16 protein-coding genes are annotated in these 21564 nt (G+C 33.3%); 7 read left to right on the top strand and 9 right to left on the bottom strand.

From position 1 onward, the window contains the following. Positions 1-20 precede the first annotated feature (20 nt). Positions 21-1424 carry a dihydrolipoyl dehydrogenase gene (lpdA, locus tag LNP27_RS13100; RefSeq protein ID WP_229942089.1) on the top strand — a complete coding sequence of 468 codons (1404 nt, stop codon included), beginning with the start codon at positions 21-23 and terminating at the stop codon, positions 1422-1424. A gap of 102 nt (positions 1425-1526) precedes the next feature. Here lpdA and fumC read toward each other — a convergent pair whose 3' ends face one another. Further along, entirely contained in the window at positions 1527-2924 is a 1398-nt protein-coding gene (gene fumC, locus LNP27_RS13095; RefSeq protein WP_229942088.1) for a class II fumarate hydratase, read from the bottom strand. Positions 2925-3169: 245 nt separating this feature from the next. Between fumC and LNP27_RS13090 the strand changes: the two genes are divergently transcribed. Continuing rightward, positions 3170-3343 carry a hypothetical protein gene (locus tag LNP27_RS13090; protein WP_229942087.1) on the top strand — a complete coding sequence of 58 codons (174 nt, stop codon included), beginning with the start codon at positions 3170-3172 and terminating at the stop codon, positions 3341-3343. Positions 3344-3457: 114 nt separating this feature from the next. Here LNP27_RS13090 and LNP27_RS13085 read toward each other — a convergent pair whose 3' ends face one another. Further along, positions 3458-5911 carry a TonB-dependent receptor gene (locus LNP27_RS13085; protein WP_229942086.1) on the bottom strand — a complete coding sequence of 818 codons (2454 nt, stop codon included), beginning with the start codon at positions 5909-5911 and terminating at the stop codon, positions 3458-3460. Positions 5912-6006: 95 nt separating this feature from the next. Continuing rightward, positions 6007-6351: an ArsC/Spx/MgsR family protein gene (locus LNP27_RS13080; RefSeq protein WP_229942085.1), complete on the bottom strand. Its 345-nt coding sequence runs from the start codon at positions 6349-6351 to the stop codon at positions 6007-6009. Between the two features lie 99 nt (positions 6352-6450). On the opposite strand from LNP27_RS13080, the gene LNP27_RS13075 reads away from it, so the two are divergent. Beyond that, positions 6451-7365, top strand: coding sequence for a CPBP family intramembrane glutamic endopeptidase (locus tag LNP27_RS13075; protein ID WP_229942084.1), 915 nt, complete (start codon positions 6451-6453; stop codon positions 7363-7365). 40 nt (positions 7366-7405) lie between these two features. Next, entirely contained in the window at positions 7406-8458 is a 1053-nt protein-coding gene (locus LNP27_RS13070) for an AMP-binding protein (RefSeq protein ID WP_229942083.1), read from the top strand. A gap of 82 nt (positions 8459-8540) precedes the next feature. On the opposite strand, the gene LNP27_RS13065 is transcribed toward LNP27_RS13070, so the two are convergent. From LNP27_RS13065 to prfB, 4 genes are all read right to left on the bottom strand, one after another. Beyond that, on the bottom strand, positions 8541-10169 hold the full coding sequence (locus LNP27_RS13065) for an acyl-CoA carboxylase subunit beta (RefSeq protein WP_229942082.1): 1629 nt from the start codon (positions 10167-10169) through the stop codon (positions 8541-8543). 151 nt (positions 10170-10320) lie between these two features. After that, positions 10321-11322, bottom strand: coding sequence for a UDP-3-O-(3-hydroxymyristoyl)glucosamine N-acyltransferase (lpxD, locus tag LNP27_RS13060; protein ID WP_229942081.1), 1002 nt, complete (start codon positions 11320-11322; stop codon positions 10321-10323). 332 nt (positions 11323-11654) lie between these two features. Next, positions 11655-13259 (bottom strand): DUF4139 domain-containing protein, encoded by a 1605-nt coding sequence (locus tag LNP27_RS13055; protein WP_229942080.1) that lies wholly within the window; start codon positions 13257-13259, stop codon positions 11655-11657. A 152-nt stretch (positions 13260-13411) separates the two neighbouring features. After that, positions 13412-14510, bottom strand: a protein-coding gene (prfB, locus tag LNP27_RS13050) for a peptide chain release factor 2 (protein ID WP_229942079.1) whose coding sequence is annotated in 2 segments (ribosomal slippage) — positions 13412-14446 and positions 14448-14510 — 1098 coding nt in all. Because the reading frame shifts where the segments join, the coding sequence is not laid out codon by codon here. A gap of 89 nt (positions 14511-14599) precedes the next feature. Here prfB and LNP27_RS13045 point away from each other — a divergent pair. Next, positions 14600-15619, top strand: coding sequence for a threonine aldolase family protein (locus tag LNP27_RS13045; protein ID WP_229942078.1), 1020 nt, complete (start codon positions 14600-14602; stop codon positions 15617-15619). A 62-nt stretch (positions 15620-15681) separates the two neighbouring features. On the opposite strand, the gene LNP27_RS13040 is transcribed toward LNP27_RS13045, so the two are convergent. After that, positions 15682-16002 carry a YbaB/EbfC family nucleoid-associated protein gene (locus LNP27_RS13040; protein ID WP_229942077.1) on the bottom strand — a complete coding sequence of 107 codons (321 nt, stop codon included), beginning with the start codon at positions 16000-16002 and terminating at the stop codon, positions 15682-15684. Between the two features lie 145 nt (positions 16003-16147). On the opposite strand from LNP27_RS13040, the gene LNP27_RS13035 reads away from it, so the two are divergent. Then, positions 16148-18208 (top strand): S9 family peptidase, encoded by a 2061-nt coding sequence (locus tag LNP27_RS13035; RefSeq protein ID WP_229942076.1) that lies wholly within the window; start codon positions 16148-16150, stop codon positions 18206-18208. Between the two features lie 68 nt (positions 18209-18276). Then, positions 18277-19317: a cysteate synthase gene (gene capA / locus LNP27_RS13030; protein ID WP_229942075.1), complete on the top strand. Its 1041-nt coding sequence runs from the start codon at positions 18277-18279 to the stop codon at positions 19315-19317. 128 nt (positions 19318-19445) lie between these two features. On the opposite strand, the gene LNP27_RS13025 is transcribed toward capA, so the two are convergent. Then, the gene (locus LNP27_RS13025; protein ID WP_229942074.1) at positions 19446-21518 is read right to left on the bottom strand and encodes a hypothetical protein; all 2073 of its coding nucleotides are present in this window, start codon (positions 21516-21518) and stop codon (positions 19446-19448) included. Positions 21519-21564: the final 46 nt, after the last annotated feature.

Below are 21564 nucleotides of genomic sequence, written 5' to 3'. Positions count from 1 at the left end.
ACACACTAAAATAAATTACTATGAGTTCATTTGACGTAGTCATTATAGGTTCAGGACCTGGAGGATATGTATCAGCAATTCGTTGTGCGCAACTAGGTTTTAAAACAGCAATTATCGAGAAATATTCTACTTTAGGTGGAACTTGTTTAAATGTAGGTTGTATTCCTTCTAAAGCTTTGCTTGCCTCTTCTCACCATTATAGTGAAATTTCACATTTTGCAGATCACGGAATCGAAGTTTCTGGTGAAGTAAAAGTAAATTTAGAAAAAATGATTGCACGCAAACAAGCTGTTGTTGACCAAACTTCTGGTGGTGTGAAATTTTTGATGGACAAAAATAAAATTACTGTTCTTGAAGGCTTAGGTTCTTTTGTTGATGCTACGCATGTTGCGGTTGCTAAAGCTGATGGAACTTCAGAAACTATTGAGGCTAAAAATATAATTATTGCTACAGGTTCTAAACCATCTTCTTTACCATTTATCAAATTAGATAAAGAAAGAATCATTACTTCTACAGAAGCGTTGAAATTGAAAGAAGTACCTAAACACTTAATTATTATTGGTGGTGGAGTTATTGGTATTGAGTTAGGTCAAGTCTATTTACGTTTAGGAGCACAAGTTTCTGTAGTAGAATATTTAGACAGAATTATTCCAGGAATGGATGCTTCTTTGTCTAAAGAATTGACTAAAGTATTAAAAAAACAAGGTATGAAATTCTACGTTTCGCATAAAGTGAAATCAGTAGAAAGAAATGGAGATGGAGTTGTAGTTCAAGCAGAAAATGCTAAAGGAGAAACAATCACTTTACAAGGAGATTACTCTTTAGTTTCTGTTGGTCGTCGTCCCTATACAGAAGGATTGAATGCTGAAAATGCTGGAGTAAAAATTTCGGATAGAGGAATGGTTGAAGTAAACGATCATTTACAAACTAATGTTCCTAATATCTATGCAATTGGTGATGTAGTTCGTGGTGCAATGTTAGCACACAAAGCGGAAGAAGAAGGTACTATGGTTGCTGAAATATTAGCAGGTCAAAAACCACATATTGATTATAACTTGATTCCAGGCGTTGTTTATACTTGGCCAGAAGTGGCTGCAGTTGGACAAACAGAAGAGCAATTAAAAGCTGCTGGTGTAGATTATAAATCAGGAAGTTTCCCTTTCAAAGCGTTAGGTCGTGCGAGAGCAGGAGGAGATTTAGACGGATTTGTAAAAATTCTTGCTGATACAAAAACCGATGAGGTTTTAGGAGTTCACATGATTGGTGCTCGTTGTGCTGATTTGATTGCAGAAGCAGTAACTGCAATGGAATTTAAAGCATCTGCCGAAGATATTTCTAGAATGTCACATGCGCATCCTACTTTTGCGGAGGCTATAAAAGAAGCTGCATTAGCCGCTACAGATAATAGAGCACTGCACGTATAGTTGAAATTTTAATATTTGAAATTCCAAGTTCCAAAATAATAAATCCCAAATTCCAAAAATATAATAATTGGAATTTGGGATTTTTTTGGAATTTACTACGTTTTATTTCAAACTTCCTACCATATCTTCTGGTTTTACCCAAGCATCAAAATCTTCTGAAGTAACGTATCCTAAACGAACTGCTTCTTCTTTTAAAGTTGTGCCGTTTTTATGCGCTGTTTGAGCAATTTCAGCAGATTTGTAATAACCAATTTTAGTATTCAAAGCAGTAACTAACATTAATGAATTATCAACTAATTCTTTGATGCGTTTGTAGTTTGGTTCGATACCTTGAGCGCAATGTTCATCAAAAGAAAGACATGCATCTCCTAATAAACGAGCCGATTGTAAAAAGTTTGCAGCCATTAATGGTTTAAAAACATTCAATTCATACTGACCTTGCATTCCTCCAACGGTAATAGCAACATCATTACCCATCACTTGTGCGCAAACCATAGTTAAGGCTTCACATTGTGTTGGATTTACTTTTCCTGGCATAATTGAAGATCCAGGCTCGTTTTCTGGAATTATTATTTCTCCAATTCCTGAACGTGGTCCTGAAGCTAGCATACGCACATCATTAGCAATTTTGTTTAATGAAACGGCTAATTGTTTTAAAGCACCATGAGATTCTACAATTGCATCATGAGCTGCTAATGCTTCAAATTTATTTTCAGCAGTTACAAAAGGATGTCCTGTAAATTCAGCGATATACTCAGCTACTTTTACATCGTAGCCTTCTGGTGTATTTAGTCCAGTTCCTACTGCTGTTCCTCCTAAAGCTACTTCTGATAAGTGAGCCAGCGTGTTTTTAACTGCTTTTAAACCGTAGTTTAATTGCGCTACATATCCTGAAATTTCTTGACCTAAGGTAAGCGGTGTAGCATCCATTAAATGCGTACGTCCAATTTTTACAACATTTTTGAATTCAATAGCCTTAGCGTGCAAAGTGTCTCTTAGTTTTTCAACACCTGGAATGGTAACTTCAACAACCGCTTTGTAAGCAGCGATGTGCATTCCTGTGGGAAAAGTATCATTAGAAGATTGTGATTTGTTTACATCATCATTTGCTTTAATGAATTGTTCGCCTTCGCCAATGTTGAAACCTTTTAACACTTGAGCACGATTAGCAACAACTTCATTTACGTTCATGTTGCTTTGTGTCCCAGAACCTGTTTGCCATATTACCAATGGAAATTCATTATCTAATTTTCCGGCAAGTATTTCATCACAAACAGCTGCAATTGCATCTCTTTTTTCTGTTGGCAATACTCCTAAATCGCAATTAGCATATGCAGCAGCTTTTTTTAGATAAGCAAAACCTTCAATGATTTCTTTAGGCATTGATGCTGAAGATCCTATTTTGAAGTTGTTTCTAGAACGTTCAGTTTGTGCGCCCCAATATTTGTCTGCAGGAACCTGCACTTCACCCATGGTGTCTTTTTCTATTCTGAATTTCATGTCGTTGTTATTTATAAATATGTAGTTTATTATACTTTTAGCCCCGATGGAAATGGAAATCCTTTTCTTTTTTTCTTAAAAAAGAAAAGATTGGAGTGTACAGCGGGAATAGCTCCAAATTCTGAGCTCAAAAATACGGATAATTCCTTTTTTATAAAAATTCATTGATAGTTTTTATGCTTTTTTATTGGTATGAAAACTATTTAAACTTACATTTGTACTTACATTCAAAAATTCCGGAAAACATGTTTGAATTTTCACAGTATTTAGGCTTTTTACTTTTCTTAACCGTTCTTACAATAGGATTCTGGTTAATGTTTTTTTTAGTAAGTTTCGTATCCTATTGGGTAGGTGGCGCAACTTGGGAAGCATATAAAGAGAAAAGAGAAAAAAAGAAGCAAGAACAACAAGCAGTTTAAAACTGTTTGTTAAATAAAAAAAGGACCCATGTAAATGAGTCCTTTTTTTTGTGCCTATATATTTTTGGGATTTTTGTAAAAATAAGGACTCCATTTCTGAAGCCCGTATTTGTTTTATCCTTGGAAATCACCTTCGTTATCGTTTTGATTTGGTCTAGGTCTTTCTCTCTCGTTTTTAGGTTTGTTGAAACGATATGTGAATGATAGACTAAATTGTCTTTGTCTCCACTGCATTTCGCTGTATGAACTTACAACTCCTTGAAGATAATTCTCAGTAATTCTTTTTCTAGAATTAAATACATCACTAATATTGAACGATAGTGTTCCTTTATCTTTCAAAACATCTTTACTAAACGCTAAGTTAGCTGCAAAAACACCTAAGCTTTTACCTTGAGCACTTGTTTGTGGTGCATTATAACTTGCATTAGTTTGCCAGTCAATTTTGTACGGCAATGTTATCTTTGAAGTTATTCTTGAAGACCAAGATGTCGCTACATTACCAAAATCTTGGACATTTACGTTATTGTTAAAATCAGTGTAGGTAAATATACCTTGAGTTTCATTTCTAAATAAGTTGAAGTTTCCATTTAATTTCCACCATTTATAAGGAGAATAGTTTAATGTAAATTCAAATCCAGTTCTATACTCAGTTGCTAAGTTAATTGGTGAGCTAATAATTACTGGAGTTCCGTTAACGAATGCACCTGATTCTCTTCTTGCAAATTGAAAAACATCTGTTGTTTTATTAACATATAACGAAGTGTTGAATGTCAATTTTTCCCATCTTTTGATGTATCCAAAATCAAGCGCATCAGAAAATGCTGGATTTAAGTCCGGATTTCCCACAAAAATATTGATGTTACTAGATAAACTGTTAAAAGGATTCAGCATACGACCTCTAGGCCTTTGTATTCTTCGACTATAACTTACAGAAGCACTACTTTGATCTGATATTTCATAAGTGAAGAATGCGCTTGGGAAAAAGTTACTATACTTTTTAGTATTGTAATCGTTTGTAGCTAATTGATTGATTTCGATATTTGAATCTTCAAAACGCAAACCAAAAAGAACAGAGAATTTATTGATTTTTTGTCCGTATTGCGTATAAAGTGCATTTACTTTCTCTTTATATTCTAATGTATTGGTAAAGTTATTGTTGATAACCCCATCGTTTTCCACTTGGTAATCAGTAACTAAATCTGAAAAATCACCACGGTATCCTGCTTCAAACTGACTTCCTTTTCCAAAAGGTAAAACATAATCCATTTGAATTAAGTTTCTTTTTTGATTTTGATTATTAATAGTTTTGTCTAATTTTAACACATTACTATTCGTCGCTGTATCTGTAATTAAAGCGTCATTCACATCATCATTAGAAGAGAACGAACCGTCAATAGTCAATTTGTGACCATCTCTCTTGAATTTTTTCATGAAATTAGTGGCAAATTCTACATTTTCACTATCGCTAATCTCGTCATTGATTCGGTTTCTCGTGTAGTCATAATTAAAACCTGAATCATAATAATTTTGCAAAACGTTATCAACGTTATCTCCATTACTTTTTCTGTAGTTTAATGAATTTGTCCAAGAAGTAGATTCATTTAAATACAATTCAATTCCAAAATTTCCATTATATCCTTTATTATTTCTTTCGTTTTCCCTGTTTTCGTAGATGTAGTTTCTTGTAGAATTATCTGAATTCAAATATTCTGAATTAGTTATCGAGCTACCTGGACTATTACGATTGCTGTATCCTTGAGTAGTAAAAAGATTGAAGTTTTTTGATTTATAATTTAAATTTCCACTTAAACCATAGGTTTCAGGATATCCTGTAGAAGCTATAAAAGTTCCATTTAAACCTTGATTTTTTCCTTTTTTCAATATAATGTTTAATAAACCACCACCGCCTTCTGCGTCATATCTAGCAGATGGATTAGTAATAACCTCCACTTTTTCGATAGCATCAGCAGGAATTAAGCGTAAAGCTTCAGCAATATTAATCGCGTTTGATGGTTTTCCATCAATAAGTACTCTTACATTATCATTACCACGTAAACTTACATTTCCTTCCACATCTACAGAAACAGAAGGAATATTGTCTAAAACGTCACTTACTGTTCCACCTTTTACCATAAGGTCATTCCCTACGTTATATACTTTCTTGTCTAATTTGATTTCGACAGTGGTTTTTTCAGAACGAATAACAACTTCGTTTAACTGATTAGCATCTTCTTCTAAACTTATCAAACCTAAACTCGTGCTAGTCTTTAAACTTTTTTGTTTGATTTCATTAATTTTGAAAGATATAAACTCAATTTTTATATCATAAACGCCAGGATTAACTTCAATATCAAACTCTCCTTTTGGATTTGTAATACCACCTGCTACAGGTTTTGGATTATTTGGAAGTAAAAAAGTAATAGTTGCATACTCAAGTGGTTGTTTACTTACTTTTTCGATTACTTTCCCTGTTATTTTAATTTTAGGTTTCATCGGTGGCTGTTGCGCAAAACTAAAAATAGTAGTTAAAAAAAGAGCTAGAATTAAAGCAGATTTTATTTTTTTCATTTTTATAAACATTAGTTAATTTTGTTAGATTTCAGAAAATGTGTTTGGTTTAAAACCAAAAGTCACAAATAAATGTTAATAGTTTAATGGGTATTTTAAGGTAAAAAGGCAGAAACGTTTTCTAAATATCTTCCGATGATTGCTTTGTCGCCTAAGATGACGATTGGCCTTTCAATTAATATTGGATTCTCAATCATCGTTTGAACGATTTGCTGTTCGTTTAAATTTAAGTCTCTAAAATTTTCAACCCAAATTTTTTCTTTTTGTCGAACTAAATCAATTGGTTTAATCTTTAGCTTTTCAATAATTATACTTAATTCTTCCATTGTAGGTGGGTTTGTTAAATAATTAATTATTTCATATTCGTATTTCGATTCTTCAATAAATGCGACGCAATTTCGAGATTTGCCACAACGTGAATTATGGTATATTTGTATCATATTACTTTATATTTGGCTGGTATTTAGTAAATAAATATTTTTCGTCGAACAAAAGTAAGGTTTGTTTATCGAAGTACGTATAAAATTAAACAAAAAATTATGTTTATAGAACAGGGTGTTAAGCCAGGGAATAGGTTTTCAAAATATATTTGGGGTTCATTGTTGATCATTTTTGCATCATTTCTTGGACAATTAGTGTTTTTAGTTGCTTTGCTTTATAGTTCATTTGCAAATACAAAATCATATCCTACTAGCAATGAAGCTGTAATGCAGTATTTTGATTCGAACCTGACCTTATTTCTTGTGATGGTTTCGTTTGTTGTCACAATGGTAGGTATTTTTTTTGTTGTTCGTAATTTGCATAATCAAAGTTTGCAGTCGATTACCACATCGCGAAAAAAGGTCGATTGGAGTAGGATAGTATTTTCATTTTTGCTTTGGTCAGCTTTTACTATAATTTCGACGCTTTTAGCTTATTATTTTAGTCCAGGTGATTTTGTATTTAATTTTAAACCCATTCCATTTGCTTTTTTGGTTTTAATTGGGATTATTTTCATTCCGATACAAACCAGTTGTGAGGAATTTATTTTTAGAGGTTATTTGATGCAGGGTTTTGCTAATCTCGCTAAAAACAGATGGTTTCCGTTGCTTATGACTTCGCTAATTTTTGGAGGTATGCATTGGTTTAATCCTGAAGTTACTAAAATTGGACCCATAATTATGATCTACTATATAGGAACTGGTTTGTTCCTGGGGATAATTACGTTGATGGATGAAGGTATGGAACTCGCGTTGGGATTTCATGCCGCTAATAATTTAGTGGGAGCTTTACTCGTTACTTCTGATTGGTCAGCATTACAAACGCATTCAATTTTTAAGGATATATCGGATCCTTCTGCAGGATTTGATATTATTTTTCCGGTTATCATTGTTTTTCCTATCCTATTATTTATTTTTAGTAAAAAGTACAATTGGAGCAACTGGAAAGATAAATTACTTGGGAAAATTTTGTAAATTGAGCCTTTCAATTATCTCCAAAATAATATACTACAAAATGATGACCAGTACAATAACTTATAATAATGTTCATAACCTATTTAAATTGAATGGGTATCATCTCAAACGTAATGATTTGTGTCGTATTGCATATAGCTTTATTAAGGAAGGTGATATCTACGAAAAAGCGATGGGCGACTTTATATTAGATTGGTTTGATTCTAAATCATATGTCGAGCTGAAAACATCGGGCACAACGGGAGCGCCTAAAATTGTTAGAATTGAAAAGCAAGCGATGGTAAACTCTGCAATTGCCACAGGTAATTTCTTTGATTTACAACCTGGAAATAAGGTATTACATTGTTTGCCTTGTAAATATATAGCTGGTAAAATGATGTTTGTAAGAGGTCTTATTCTAGGTCTTGATATGGACTTGGTAGAGCCAAGTTCAAATCCTGTCGTGAAAAGTGATGTTAAATATGATTTTGTAGCGATGCTACCTATGCAAGTTCAAAACTCAATAGGAAAGCTCAAAAATGTTAAAAAATTAATTATTGGAGGGAGCAAAATTAATAATGAACTAGTTAAGGAATTATCTACTTTAAAAACACAAGTTTTTGAAACTTATGGTATGACTGAAACGCTTACTCATATTGCTGCGAAGAATATAAAAGAAGAAGTATTTTCTTTGTTACCAAATATAAATATTGCGCAAGATGAAAGAAATTGTCTGGTAATTGATGCTCCAGGAATAGCAGCTGAATCAGTTGTAACTAACGATTTAATAAAGTTAGTTGGAGATCGTCAATTTGTTTTAATGGGTCGGATCGATAATGTAATCAATAGTGGCGGGATCAAATTAATTCCGGAGCAAATTGAAGATAAGCTTACTTCAAAAATTAATGCAAGATTTTTTGTTGCAGGAATGCCGGATCAAGTGTTAGGTGAGAAACTAGTTTTAGTTATCGAAGGAGAAAAACAAAATCTTGATGATGCTATTTTTGATGACCTAGATAAATACGAAAAACCAAAAGATGTTTTTTTTGTGTCAAAATTTGTAGAAACGGATAATGGGAAAGTAAAACGCAAAGAGATTTTGGAGAGTATCTAGTATAGCTCTTTATAAATAGCGAAAAAGCATCTGTCTAAATAAACAAATGCCTTTTTTATATAAATATTTTCCTATTATTGCATTACACTTGTATTACGCCCAAGTTAAATTTTTTCTCAATAGGAGCGTGGTTTGCTGCTTCAATACCCAAAGAAATCCAAGTTCTTGTTTCTAAAGGATCAATGATTGCATCAGTCCATAATCGCGATGCTGCATAGTAAGGAGAAACTTGCTCATCGTATCTGGCTTTTATTTTATCAAATAACGCTGCTTCTTTTGTTTCATCTACGACTTCGCCTTTTGCTTTAAGCGACGAAGCTTCAATTTGTGCTAATACTTTCGCTGCTTGTGTTCCGCCCATAACTGCTAGTTCTGCGCTAGGCCATGCAAAGATTAATCTTGGATCATAGGCTTTACCACACATTGCATAATTTCCGGCGCCGTATGAATTCCCTACGATGACAGTAAATTTTGGCACTACAGAATTACTCACCGCATTTACCATTTTAGCGCCATCTTTTATAATTCCGCCATGTTCTGATTTAGAGCCCACCATAAATCCGGTAACGTCTTGAACAAAAACCAAAGGAATTTTTTTCTGATTACAATTAGCAATAAAACGAGTTGCTTTATCAGCGCTATCAGAGTAGATTACACCTCCAAATTGCATTTCGCCATTCTTTGTTTTAACTACTTTTCTTTGGTTAGCTACAATTCCTACTGCCCAACCATCAATTCTAGCATAACCAGTAATTATGGTTTGCCCGTAGCCATCTTTGTATGCTTCAAACTCTGAATTATCAACTAAACGATTGATGATTTCCATCATATCGTATTGTTCATTTCGTGCTTTTGGTAAAATGCCATAGATTTCTTTTTCGTCTAATGCTGGTTTCTCTGCTTTTATACGGCTGTACCCTGCTTTGTCAAAATCACCTATTTTGTCAACTATATTTTTTATTTTGTCTAGTGCATCTTTATCGTCTTTAGCTTTATAATCCGTAACGCCTGAAATTTCACAATGCGTCGTTGCTCCACCTAAAGTTTCATTATCAATACTTTCACCAATAGCAGCTTTTACTAAATAACTTCCCGCAAGGAAGATACTTCCCGTTTTTTCAACAATCAAAGCTTCATCACTCATAATGGGTAAGTAAGCGCCACCGGCAACACAACTTCCCATTACGGCTGAAATTTGGGTAATTCCCATGCTACTCATTTGAGCGTTGTTTCTAAAGATGCGTCCAAAATGTTCTTTGTCAGGGAAAATTTCGTCTTGTAGTGGTAAATAAACTCCAGCACTATCAACCAAATAAATGATTGGAAGTCGGTTTTCCATTGCTATTTCTTGCGCGCGTAAATTTTTCTTAGCTGTTATAGGGAACCAAGCGCCCGCTTTTACGGTAGCATCATTAGCTACGACAATACACTGTTTTCCTCTAATATATCCTATCTTAACAATTACACCACCTGATGGACAACCACCGTGCTCGGCGTACATTCCTTCACCTACAAATGCCCCAATTTCTATTGCTTTTGCTTTTGGATCCAATAAATAATCAATGCGTTCTCTCGCTGTCATTTTACCTTCAGCATGTAATTTCTGGATGCGTTTTTCACCGCCTCCTAGTTGTACTATGTTTAATTTTTTGCGTAAAGCAGAAAGTAATAATTTATTGTGGTCTTCGTTTTTGTTGAAGTTCAAATCCATGATGAAATGATATTTAAAATTTTTGTGCTAAAATACAAAATCCTACTAAATGAACTTTATGATTTTAGAAAGAAATAGGATTTAAATTTGCTTTTAAATGAAAAAAAACAGAATTTTACTTCTGTTTTTTTATGAATTTAATAATATGTGATTATTTACTTTTAGATTCGTTTACGAGTCTTTTTAATATAGCCCATTGTTTCAGAGCATCACGAGCTTCAACTGCTGGATAACCAAGCATTGTTTTTCCTGCAGGGATATCTCCTGTTACGCCTGAACCTGCACCTACAATAGCGCCATCACCTATGGTAGTATGGTCTTTAATAGAGGCGCTTCCGCCAATAATAACGCCGTTTCCTAGCGTTACTGACCCTGCTAATCCGCTGTTTCCAGCCATAATACAAAACATTCCTAATTTGCTATTGTGTCCTATTTGTACTAAATTATCAATTTTGCAACCATCTCCTAAAACTGTTGAACTGAATTTTCCTCTATCAACGCAAGAATTAGCACCAATTTCGACATTGTTTCCAATGATTACATTTCCAATTTGTGGAATTTTAACCAAACCGCGTTGTGGATCTGGGCGGAAACCAAATCCATCTGCACCAATAGTGGCGTTTGGGTGTATAATACAATCATTACCTATATGGCAACGCTCTCTAATTACTGTTCCGGACCAAATCACTGTGTTTTTTCCAATAGTACATTCATCAAGGATAGTCACATTTGGATAAATAGTAGTGTTGTCGCCCACGATAACATTTGGACCAATATAACAACCCGCACCGATTCGAGCGCTATTGCAAATAGTTGCAGTCTTATCAATTGTCGCTGTTGGATGAATATCGATATGAAATAGTGGAGTAGGTGGAGCAAAAAGCTCTAATATTTGAGACATGGCTAAATCAGCATTTTTTACTTTTATAAATGCTTTGTTTTCTCCAGGTTCTATCGAAATATCCTCATTTACAACAGCAACACAAGCTTTGGAGGTAGTCCATAACTTTTCGTATTTTTTGTTTCCAATAAATGAAATTTCGGTCTCATTAGCAACTTCAAGTTGTTCAGGAGCAGTGATGTTATGGAATGTATTACCGACAATTACTCCTTTTAAAATTTCATTTATTTCTTGAATCGAATAGGATTTCATTAAGTTTAATTTGGATTTGGTTACTTTTTACTTATCAAATAAAACAAATTTGAGTTAATATTCCTAATATTTTATTAATGGCAGAGTCTCCGTTAGGTTATGGACTTGTATTTATAGAAATACGAAATACTACATTTAGGCAAAGACACAAGCTTAAAAAAATAAATATTAGCCACCTATTACAAGAAAAACAATAGAATTACAGTGTTTTAATATTGCACCAATCTTCCAATACTTAAAAATTAGTGCTATTCGCTTTTTAAAATTATAGCTATTATTGCAAATTCATGTAATATGTGGCAAAAGAAATAACTTTTGTATTTGCCGTCAAACTACAAATTGTCAATAATTTTATCTTTTGGATATCTGACTTTATAGCTAATTCTGATTTTCTTTGTTTCGTTAGCTGCTAACTTTAAATCCCAATCTATGATTCCATTTTCACTATTTACCTTGGCTTTGCCATTCTCTAAAAGTTCAATGGTAATTTCTTTGTCTGTGCTGATAGGGAATTGATCTTTCAACGCTATTTCTATGCTTTCTTTTTTGTTATTTTTAATTGTTGTATCGTAAGTAAAAGTCTGTTCTTTATAAGAAGACAAAAATTTTGTTCCTGATTTATCGAATACTATGTCTCTCGAAATAGCAATTTTTTTATCTCTACCCATACTTAATTTAAGCGTATCAGTAATTTGATTGGGACTAATCATTGTTTTTCCTACATACATTCCTTCAAAAATGATATTAGCTTCACCTTTAAGTAAGTTGTATTTAGAATAATCAGCAATTTCTGCTAATAAAAAAGCTTCTTTATCCAATCTTGGCGCAGCATAATAATTGTAAGCAGCAGGTAATTTTATTTCTTTCAATGCCACACTATGAGCTTTTCCGTTTGATAAAATATCGTAAGGAATATCAATATCAAAGGATATATTAAGCTGATTTTCATTAATAGTAGTGAAATTAGAAACACTGGATTCTTTTGCTTTTGCATCGTCTTTTAATGATCCGTAACCAACTACAACAACTTCTTCAAGCGCCATGTTTCTAGCGGCGTAAACTTTAGGTTCGTTGTATTTTAAAAACCAAGGTTGCAATTCCGGAGCATGATTATTTTGATTTGGATTACCACTAGATAAAGTGAGTTTTACTTTTTTCCAATCAATTCCAGAATTTTGAAACACCTGCGCTTTGTACATCATATTAATTGGCTCTTTGATACTTTCGGCACGTAAATCATAAAATGGATTCCATCTAGCTGAATTGGTTATATACGAAATATCAAGTGGCGTAATTCCTGCCACACTATTCATCACTTGCAGAATCAATTTTCCTGAAGAGGTTTTCTCCTCATTTTTAGAATTGAATTCTAATTTATTGTTTAGTGTAGTTAGTTTTTTAGTCCAATTCTCCTCTTTTTCTTTTAAGTCTACAATAGTGTTTTCAAGCTCAGTTCTTTTAGATTTATAATAGTCAACTAGTTTTATTAATTCAGCAACGTTCAAACCATTATTTGCTCCTGATATCACCTTATTACTATCCAGCAATCCAATTGCTTGTGTATTTGAAAGGGTTTGTATTTGTGTTTTTTTAATTTCTTTTTTAACCAAAGTGATACTGTCTCGTACTTTTTTTATGGCTGGGTTGCTATCATCTATCTCAAATTCTGAAATGTAGTTATTCGTAAATTGTACTGATAAAACAGTGATATTGCTTGGAGCAACTATTTGAATTGTATTTTGATTTAAGGAATTAGCGACGTTTTTAACAATGACTTCACTGGTTCCTAATGGTAGATTTACTGATGTACTTTGAGAAAGTTCAGCGGCATTAAAGTAAACTGTTGCAGACTTTACCTTTACGGTCGTAAAAATGGGTTTTTGTGCAAATGAGACTATCGTTATCAAACAGGAAATTAGGAGTAACTGGTTTTTCATAGAAATAAAAAATTAGAAAGTGCTTTTTGTAAATGTAAGTAAAAAACCACTACAATTTTTATTCCAAATAGTATTGGTGAGAAGGAAAAATAAAACCCGAAAGTTCAGATAAACTTTCGGGTAGCTATTATATTTTATATTTTGAAAGGAATTTATTCTTCTTCTTTTTGTCCCATCATCATCAAGTATGCTTTCAAAAAGTCATCAATTTCACCATTCATCACGCCATCTACGTTACTTGTTTCATGGCCAGTGCGAACATCTTTGACTAACTTATACGGTTGCATTACGTAATTTCTGATTTGAGATCCCCACTCAATTTTCATTTTACCAGCTTCGATATCAGCACGTTGTGCTTGCTTCTTTTTTAGTTCAATTTCATACAATTGAGAGCGCAGCATTTGCATGGCACGTTGTCTATTGTCTTGTTGCGAACGCGTTTCAGAACATTGAATTTGAATTCCTGTTGGTTTGTGAAACAATTGCACTTTTGTTTCTACCTTATTGACATTTTGCCCTCCAGCACCGCTTGATCTAGAAGTTGTAATTTCAATATCAGCAGGGTTAATATCAATTTCGATACTATCATCAACAAGCGGATATACGTAAACTGAAGCGAAAGAAGTATGGCGTTTTGCATTACTGTCAAAAGGGGATATGCGTACTAAACGGTGTACGCCATTTTCACCTTTTAAGTAACCAAAAGAATAATCACCTTCAAATTCGAGTGTTACCGTTTTAATTCCTGCAACCTCACCAGCTTGAAAGTTAAGTTCTTTTATTTTGAATCCATATTTTTCACCCCACATCATGTACATACGCATCAGCATAGAAGCCCAGTCGCAGCTCTCGGTACCACCAGCACCAGCAGTGATTTGAAGTACTGCACTCAATGTATCACCCTCATCCGAAAGCATATTTTTGAATTCAATTGCTTCAATGTGGGTTTGAGTCAGTGTGTATTGCTCGTCTAATTCATCAGTTGTTAGTTCGCCTTCTTTATAAAAATCATAGGCTAGTTGCAGCTCGTCAGTCATTTCGACTGCTTTGTTGTAATCTTCAATCCATTTTTTTTTATTTCGGAGATTCTTTACAATGATTTCAGCATCTTTTGCGTTATTCCAAAAGTCTGGAGCAAAAGTTTTTTCTTCCTCGTTTGAAATTTCAATTAATTTGGCATCAACGTCAAAGATACCTCCTCAACGCACCAAGGCGCTCTACAATACCTTTTATTTGTTCGGTAGTTGTCATAAATTATGTAATTTTGTGCGACAAAAATAGAAAATTTTTTACGGAGGGGCAAGTTGGTACTTGTCCTTATCAAAAATAATAATAAAGATATGGAAATAAATTTAGTTAGCGATACCATCACTAAACCTTCACGAGAGATGTTAGTGCACATGTTAAACGCTGTTGTGGGAGATGATGTTTACAAACAAGATCCTACTGTTATTGAACTTGAGGGGAGAACTGCTGCCATGTTTGGTATGGAAGCGGGGCTATTTTTTCCTTCAGGGACAATGGCCAATCAAACTGCTATAAAATTGCATACCCAGCCTGGAGAACAATTAATAGCTGACAAATACGCTCATGTTTACAATTATGAAGGTGGCGGAGTTTCATTTAATAGTGGCGTTTCTTGTTGTTTATTAGATGGAAATCGCGGAATGATTACTGCTGAACAAGTGGCAGGTGCGATCAATGATCCAGAGTTTTATCACAGTCCACTAACTAGTTTAGTTTGTGTAGAAAACACCACTAATAAAGGTGGTGGGGCATGTTATGAATTAGAAGATCTACGAAAAATAAAAGAAGTTTGCGACGCTAATGATTTGAAATTTCACTTAGATGGTGCGCGTATTTGGAATGCTTTAGTAGCTAAGAATCAAGATCCAAAAGAATTTGGAAAAATATTCGATACTATTTCCGTTTGTTTATCTAAAGGTTTAGGAGCGCCTATTGGTTCTGTTTTATTGGGGGATAAAGCAACTATTCATAGAGCTTTGCGCATTCGTAAAATATTAGGCGGTGGAATGCGTCAAGTAGGTTATTTGGCAGCAGCCGGAATCTATGCCTTGGAAAATAACATCAGACGACTTGCTGAAGATCACAGAAGAGCTAAAGAAATAGCAGAAGTATTACAGAAAGTAAATTGGGTTGCTTCAGTAGAGCCCGTTGAAACTAATATTTTGATTTTTACTTTAGTTCCAAATTGTATCGAAAAGAATTTAATTGAATTATTGAAGCAAAAAAATATTTCAATTAGTTCCATGGGACAAGGAAAACTTCGAATTGTGACCCATCTTGATTATAAAGAAGTAATGCACACGTATGTTTTAGATACGTTATTGAAGTTATAAACTTAGTAATTATGAATTAATGAGTCTTTTAATTTAAAAACTCATTAATTCATAATTTACCATTACTTAAACAAATCTTCCATACCAGGAATCATTGGCATGTCCATTTTAGTAACTGCATCAAGTTCTGTTTGGTTTACATCGGTAGCTTTTTCAATCGCTTTGTTTAATGTTAAAATCAAATAATCTTCTAATTGATCTTTATCTTCTAATAATGAATCATCAATTGTGATTGATTTTATAGCTCTATTAGCAGTGAGAGTTACTTTTAATAAACCATCATTGCTTTGCTCATCGATCAAAACCGTATCCAAGCGGTTTTTTGTATCCTCTATTTTTTGTTGGGTCTCCTTAAGTTTACCCATCATTCCCATTAAATCCATCTTACTGTTTTTTGAAATTAAACTAAAAAGCAAATTTACTATATTGCATAGTCATAATCAATAAAAAATCATGAAAAATAAGCTCATCTTAACTTCCCTTTGTCTTATTTTTGTAGCTTCATACACTAAAATTAAAGCACAAAAAATGTCAAAAAATATTGTAGCTCCAATCGCTAAAATTATTCCTAAAACTTTAGAAACACATAAAATAAAAAGAGTTGATAATTATTTCTGGTTGAATGATCGCGAAAATCCCGAGGTTATTGATTATTTGAATCAAGAAAACACGTATTACGACACAATGACTGCTGACACGAAGGGTTTTCAAAAAGATCTGTATGAAGAAATGAAATCGCGTATTAAGGAAGATGATGAGTCTGTCCCTTATTTATATAATGGATATTATTACATCACTCGTTTTGAAACCGGGAAAGATTATCCTATTTATTCAAGAAAAAGGGGAAGTCTAGATGCAAAAGAGGAGATTTTATTCAATTGTAACGAGATGTCAATCGGACATGCCTATTTTAAATTAGGAGGTTTAAGTATAAGTCCTGATAATAATTTTGTAAGTTTTGGTAGTGATACCGTTGGAAGACGTATTTATACTATTCAAATAAAGAACCTTACTACTGGTGAAATTCTTTCTGATAAGATAGAGAATGCTACAGGAAGCTCAGTTTGGGCTAATGACAATAAAACGTTGTTTTACACGAAGCAAGATGAAGTGACGCTTCGATCTGACAAGGTTTTTAAACATAAATTAGATACTGATTCATCAAATGATATACTTGTATTTCATGAAAAAGATGATACATTCGACGTTTCGGTAGGTAAAGAAAAGTCAAGAAAATATATAGTAATTGGTTCAGGTAGTACGCTAACTACTGAATACCGAATACTAAATTCAGATAATCCTGATGGTAAATTTGATGTTTTTCAAAAAAGAGTTCGCGGTTTAGAATATAGTATTTCTCATTTTGGAGATTCGTTTTATATCTTGACTAATAAAGATAAAGCGACTAATTTTAAACTGATGAAAACGCCGGAAAATGCTACTACAAAAGAGAATTGGACCGAAGTAATTCCGCATCGCGATGACGTGCTTCTAGAAGATATCGAGATCTTTAGTAATTATCTAGTAGTTGAAGAACGCTCTAACGGATTGAATCACATTCGCATAATTCCATGGAGTGGAGAAGGAGAGTATTACTTGCCTTTTGGAAGCGAAACCTACAGCGCTGGGACGACTACAAATGTAGATTTTGATACAGAAATAGTACGTTACAGTTATCAATCATTAGCAACTCCTGCTTCAGTGATTGATTTTAACATGAGAACTAAGGAAAAGGAAGTTAAAAAGGAGCAGCAAGTTCTAGGAGGTAAATTTGATAAAAATAATTATATAGAAGAACGTGTTTGGGCTACTGCAACTGATGGTACCAAAGTTCCTATCTCTATGGTTTACAAAAAAGGATTGAAAAAAGATGGGGAAAATCCTTTGCTACTTTACGCATATGGTTCGTACGGTGTTACTATGGATACTTACTTTTCATCTACAAGATTATCTATTTTAGACAGAGGTTTTGTTTTTGCAATTGCGCACATACGCGGTGGTGAGGATTTGGGCAGACAATGGTATGAGGATGGTAAGTTGTTAAAAAAGAAAAATACGTTTACGGATTATATCGACTGTTCTAAATTTTTAATAAACGAAAAATATAGTTCCCCTAAACATTTATATGCTGAAGGTGGATCTGCAGGTGGATTACTAATGGGAGTTGTGGTCAACAGTGCTCCTGAACTATATAATGGTGTTATCGCTCAAGTTCCTTTTGTGGATGTAATAAATACTATGCTAGATGATACTATTCCGCTTACAACGGGAGAGTATGACGAATGGGGAAATCCAAATATTAAAAAATACTATGATTATATGCTGTCTTACTCTCCTTATGACAATGTAAAAGCTCAAAATTATCCAAATATGTATGTTTCTACAGGGCTTCATGATTCACAAGTACAATATTGGGAGCCTGCAAAGTGGGTTGCAAAATTAAGAACTCAAAAAACTAATGATACTGTTTTGTACCTAAATACTAATATGGATGCTGGTCACGGTGGGGCTTCAGGACGATTTGAAGCGTTGAAGGAATTAGCTAAGGAGTACGCTTTTTTATTAGATTTAGAACAAATAAAAAAGTAATAACTTTTTTTTGTTAAATTTGCATCGTTCGTGCTTAAATAAAATTAGCTACGACTAACTATTTTTTTATGAAAAAAGAAATAAACGCCTACAATAATGTTTTAGAATTAATAGGAGACACTCCACTTATTAAGCTAAATAAAGTTACTGAAGAGTTAAAAGGTAATTTCTATGCCAAGGTAGAAGCTTTTAATCCGGGACATTCGTCAAAAGATAGAATTGCTTTATACATAATTGAAGAAGCAGAAAAAAGAGGTATTTTATCTCCGGGAGATACAATAATCGAAACCACCTCTGGTAATACGGGTTTTAGTTTAGCGATGGTTAGTATCATTAAGGGATATAATTGCATTCTTGCCGTTAGTTCTAAATCCTCTAAAGATAAAATAGATATGCTTCGCAGCTTAGGGGCTAAAGTGTATGTTTGTCCAGCACACGTATCTGCTGATGACGAACGTTCTTATTACAATGTAGCAAAACGTTTGCACGAAGAAACGAAAGGGTCTGTTTACATCAATCAATATTTTAATCAGTTGAATATTGATGCACATTATAAATCTACCGGACCAGAAATTTGGAATCAAACTAATGGTCTAATAACGCATCTTGTCGCTTGCAGCGGTACTGGAGGAACTATTTCAGGTATAGCAAAATACTTAAAGGAACAAAATCCAAATATCAGAATTCTTGGTGTTGATGCTTTTGGATCAGTACTAAAAAAGTATCACGAAACCAAAGAATTTGATAGCGAGGAAATTTATCCATACAGAATCGAAGGTTTAGGGAAAAATTTAATTCCATCAGCTACAGATTTTGATGTAATTGATAAGTTTATGAAAGTTACTGATGAAGAAAGTGCGCATTCAGCAAGAGAAATAACTAGAAAAGAAGGTTTGTTTGTTGGCTACACCTCGGGAGCAGTAATGCAGGCAATCAAACAATATGCTGAAGAAGGCGAATTTGACGAAAGCAGTAATGTTATTGCTGTTTTTCCAGATCATGGCTCTCGCTATATGAGTAAAGTATTTAGTGATGATTGGATGAATGAACAAGGTTTCTTTGATAGCATTAATCAAGAAGAAGCTCAAAAAATTGAATTTATAAAATAATTTATATTTTTAGATATAAAGTCCCATTAATAAATTGCCCCCAAATAGTATCACTTTTTTGGGGGCAATTTAATTTTAACATTAGACATATCTTTTTAAAGGCTCGCTAACAGCTTGTCCTTTTATATTTAGTTCAAAAGATCAGGAGTGTTGATTATTAATTCTATCTTTTTAATGATAATCGTAATTTGATTCATTTGTAATTCGATATTCCTAAAGAATAGACTGATATCTCTGTTGACCCAACTTTCTGAAATAACTCTTGCACCCAAACTCATTCTTAAAACAGCACTTTCAATATCATTACTGTATTTTACTTCCACAGCTTGCCCTATATGACATTTTTGAGCAGCGAGTCGAATAATTTCTATAGAAGAATCTGCAAACTTATCGGACAGATCCGAATTTAATAAAGTATAAAGTTTCTTAACATTATCAACTGACAATGCTACATTGTTTTTAAGAATAAAGAAAGGGAAAATGGTGCGAATGTTTCTAATTCCAAATTCTTTACTATGGTAAGCATTAGTTTTGGTTTCATCGCCATAAATAGGTACTAAGAAACCTGCATCTTTTATGGAGTCTTCGACAAAATTACAGAACATTTCAATTCCCATGTTTCGATATAATATTGGTGTTTTATAGTATCTGTCCATTTCTACTATGGCAGCATTCCAACGCATATAGGAACCGTAATTATATCCGTCTGATAAGTCATTTGAACAAGACCAAGAAGTGGGCCAATCAGAATGATTGTAATATTGGGTTAAACCTTTTGGCAGCGTAGTTTTTGCTGAACTTATTACTTTAGCTACGTTTTTAGGCAAAATTAATGCGCCGCAATAAGGTGGGCCAGTAAAGTATTTACTTCCTGTAATGGTAACAATATATCCTTTACTTAAATAATTTTGGATGTCTTTTGGGTCTAATCTCAGTTGTGAGCCATCTACAATGATTTGCATTGATAACTTTTTGAGGCTATTCAATTTTTTAATAAATTCATCACTAGGTGATTGATACCCCAATTTAGATTGATCCATCGTATGTAATACAACATGTCTGCCTAATTCACTAGTTTTAAAAACGGCATTAAAGACTTCTTCGTCTAATTGAGTGGATGATTTTAATGCTCCGTTTGCATCTCTAAAAGGAATTTTAATCAAATTGACATCTCTAAAACCTTCAATTCTATCGCCTTTTTTAACTGGATAATTTAAAGCCGTTGTGTTTTCAAAATGACATCCTTTTAATGCCGAAGCAACACCACTACCTGTTTCATCTGAAGCTACTAAAATATGAGTAATTTCTTTATCGGACATGATCTGAGTTATGGCTGCAATTTGAAGAGATGAGTCGGTGCCTGATGGTGAAAATATTATTTCACATTCATCATTTAGTTTGAATATTTTTCGAAGGTTATCTTTCAGTAATTGAGAAAAGTCTATTGTGGCTTTTTTAAACCCGTTTTTTAAACTATTATTAATTAAAATACTTCTCACTTTATCTGTTTTATCAAACGCAAAATTAGAAACACTCGATGCAGTTGAAGAGGCAAAAGTAAACGCATCTGGTCTAGGAAATGGTCGACATCCGTATTTATTTAATAATTCAATTTCGTCAATATTCAATCTAAGATCACCTCCGGCCATTAATAAATATTCGGTTGGTTTAGCAAGATTTTCGATTATTGGCTTCCACGATTCTTTACAGTTATTTTCTAAAGTTTGCAATCCATGAAAACTCTGTAAACCTTCATGTTTTAAGGAACATTCTGTACTTAAATCACTTTCATTTTTAATCAAATTGATCAAAAAATAATCAAGTTTTTCTAATTTTTCTTTGTCATTTTTAGGTAATAATTTGTAAAATATTCGAGTCACTTCAAGCGCAGCAATGTCGCACAATACAGTGTCTTTTTTGTCGCTGTTCAACGCTTTATACCATAGCTGCCATTCAATACCATATCTTAAATAAACCAAAGCTAAAACCGGTTGATTCAAAAAAGCCGAACCAATAATTATCGATTTGTTTGGTATAATTTTAAAAATAGTAGGCTCAGTAGTAGAGGTAATAATATTGATATTATTTACTTTAGGTACAGTATTAAATCTTTTTAAAACGCGAACCAAGTAGTTTACATTTTCCTTTTCGAATAAACTAGTTCTATTGTATTGATTTTCAATTAGAATGTTGTTTGTCATAGATATTATATTTAATACGTTCATTAGAACGAAGTTCTTTAATTAG

Source organism: Flavobacterium galactosidilyticum (assembly GCF_020911945.1).
In the GTDB taxonomy this organism is placed as follows: Bacteria; Bacteroidota; Bacteroidia; order Flavobacteriales; family Flavobacteriaceae; genus Flavobacterium; species Flavobacterium galactosidilyticum.
This window is presented reverse-complemented; position numbering and strand designations above follow the sequence as displayed.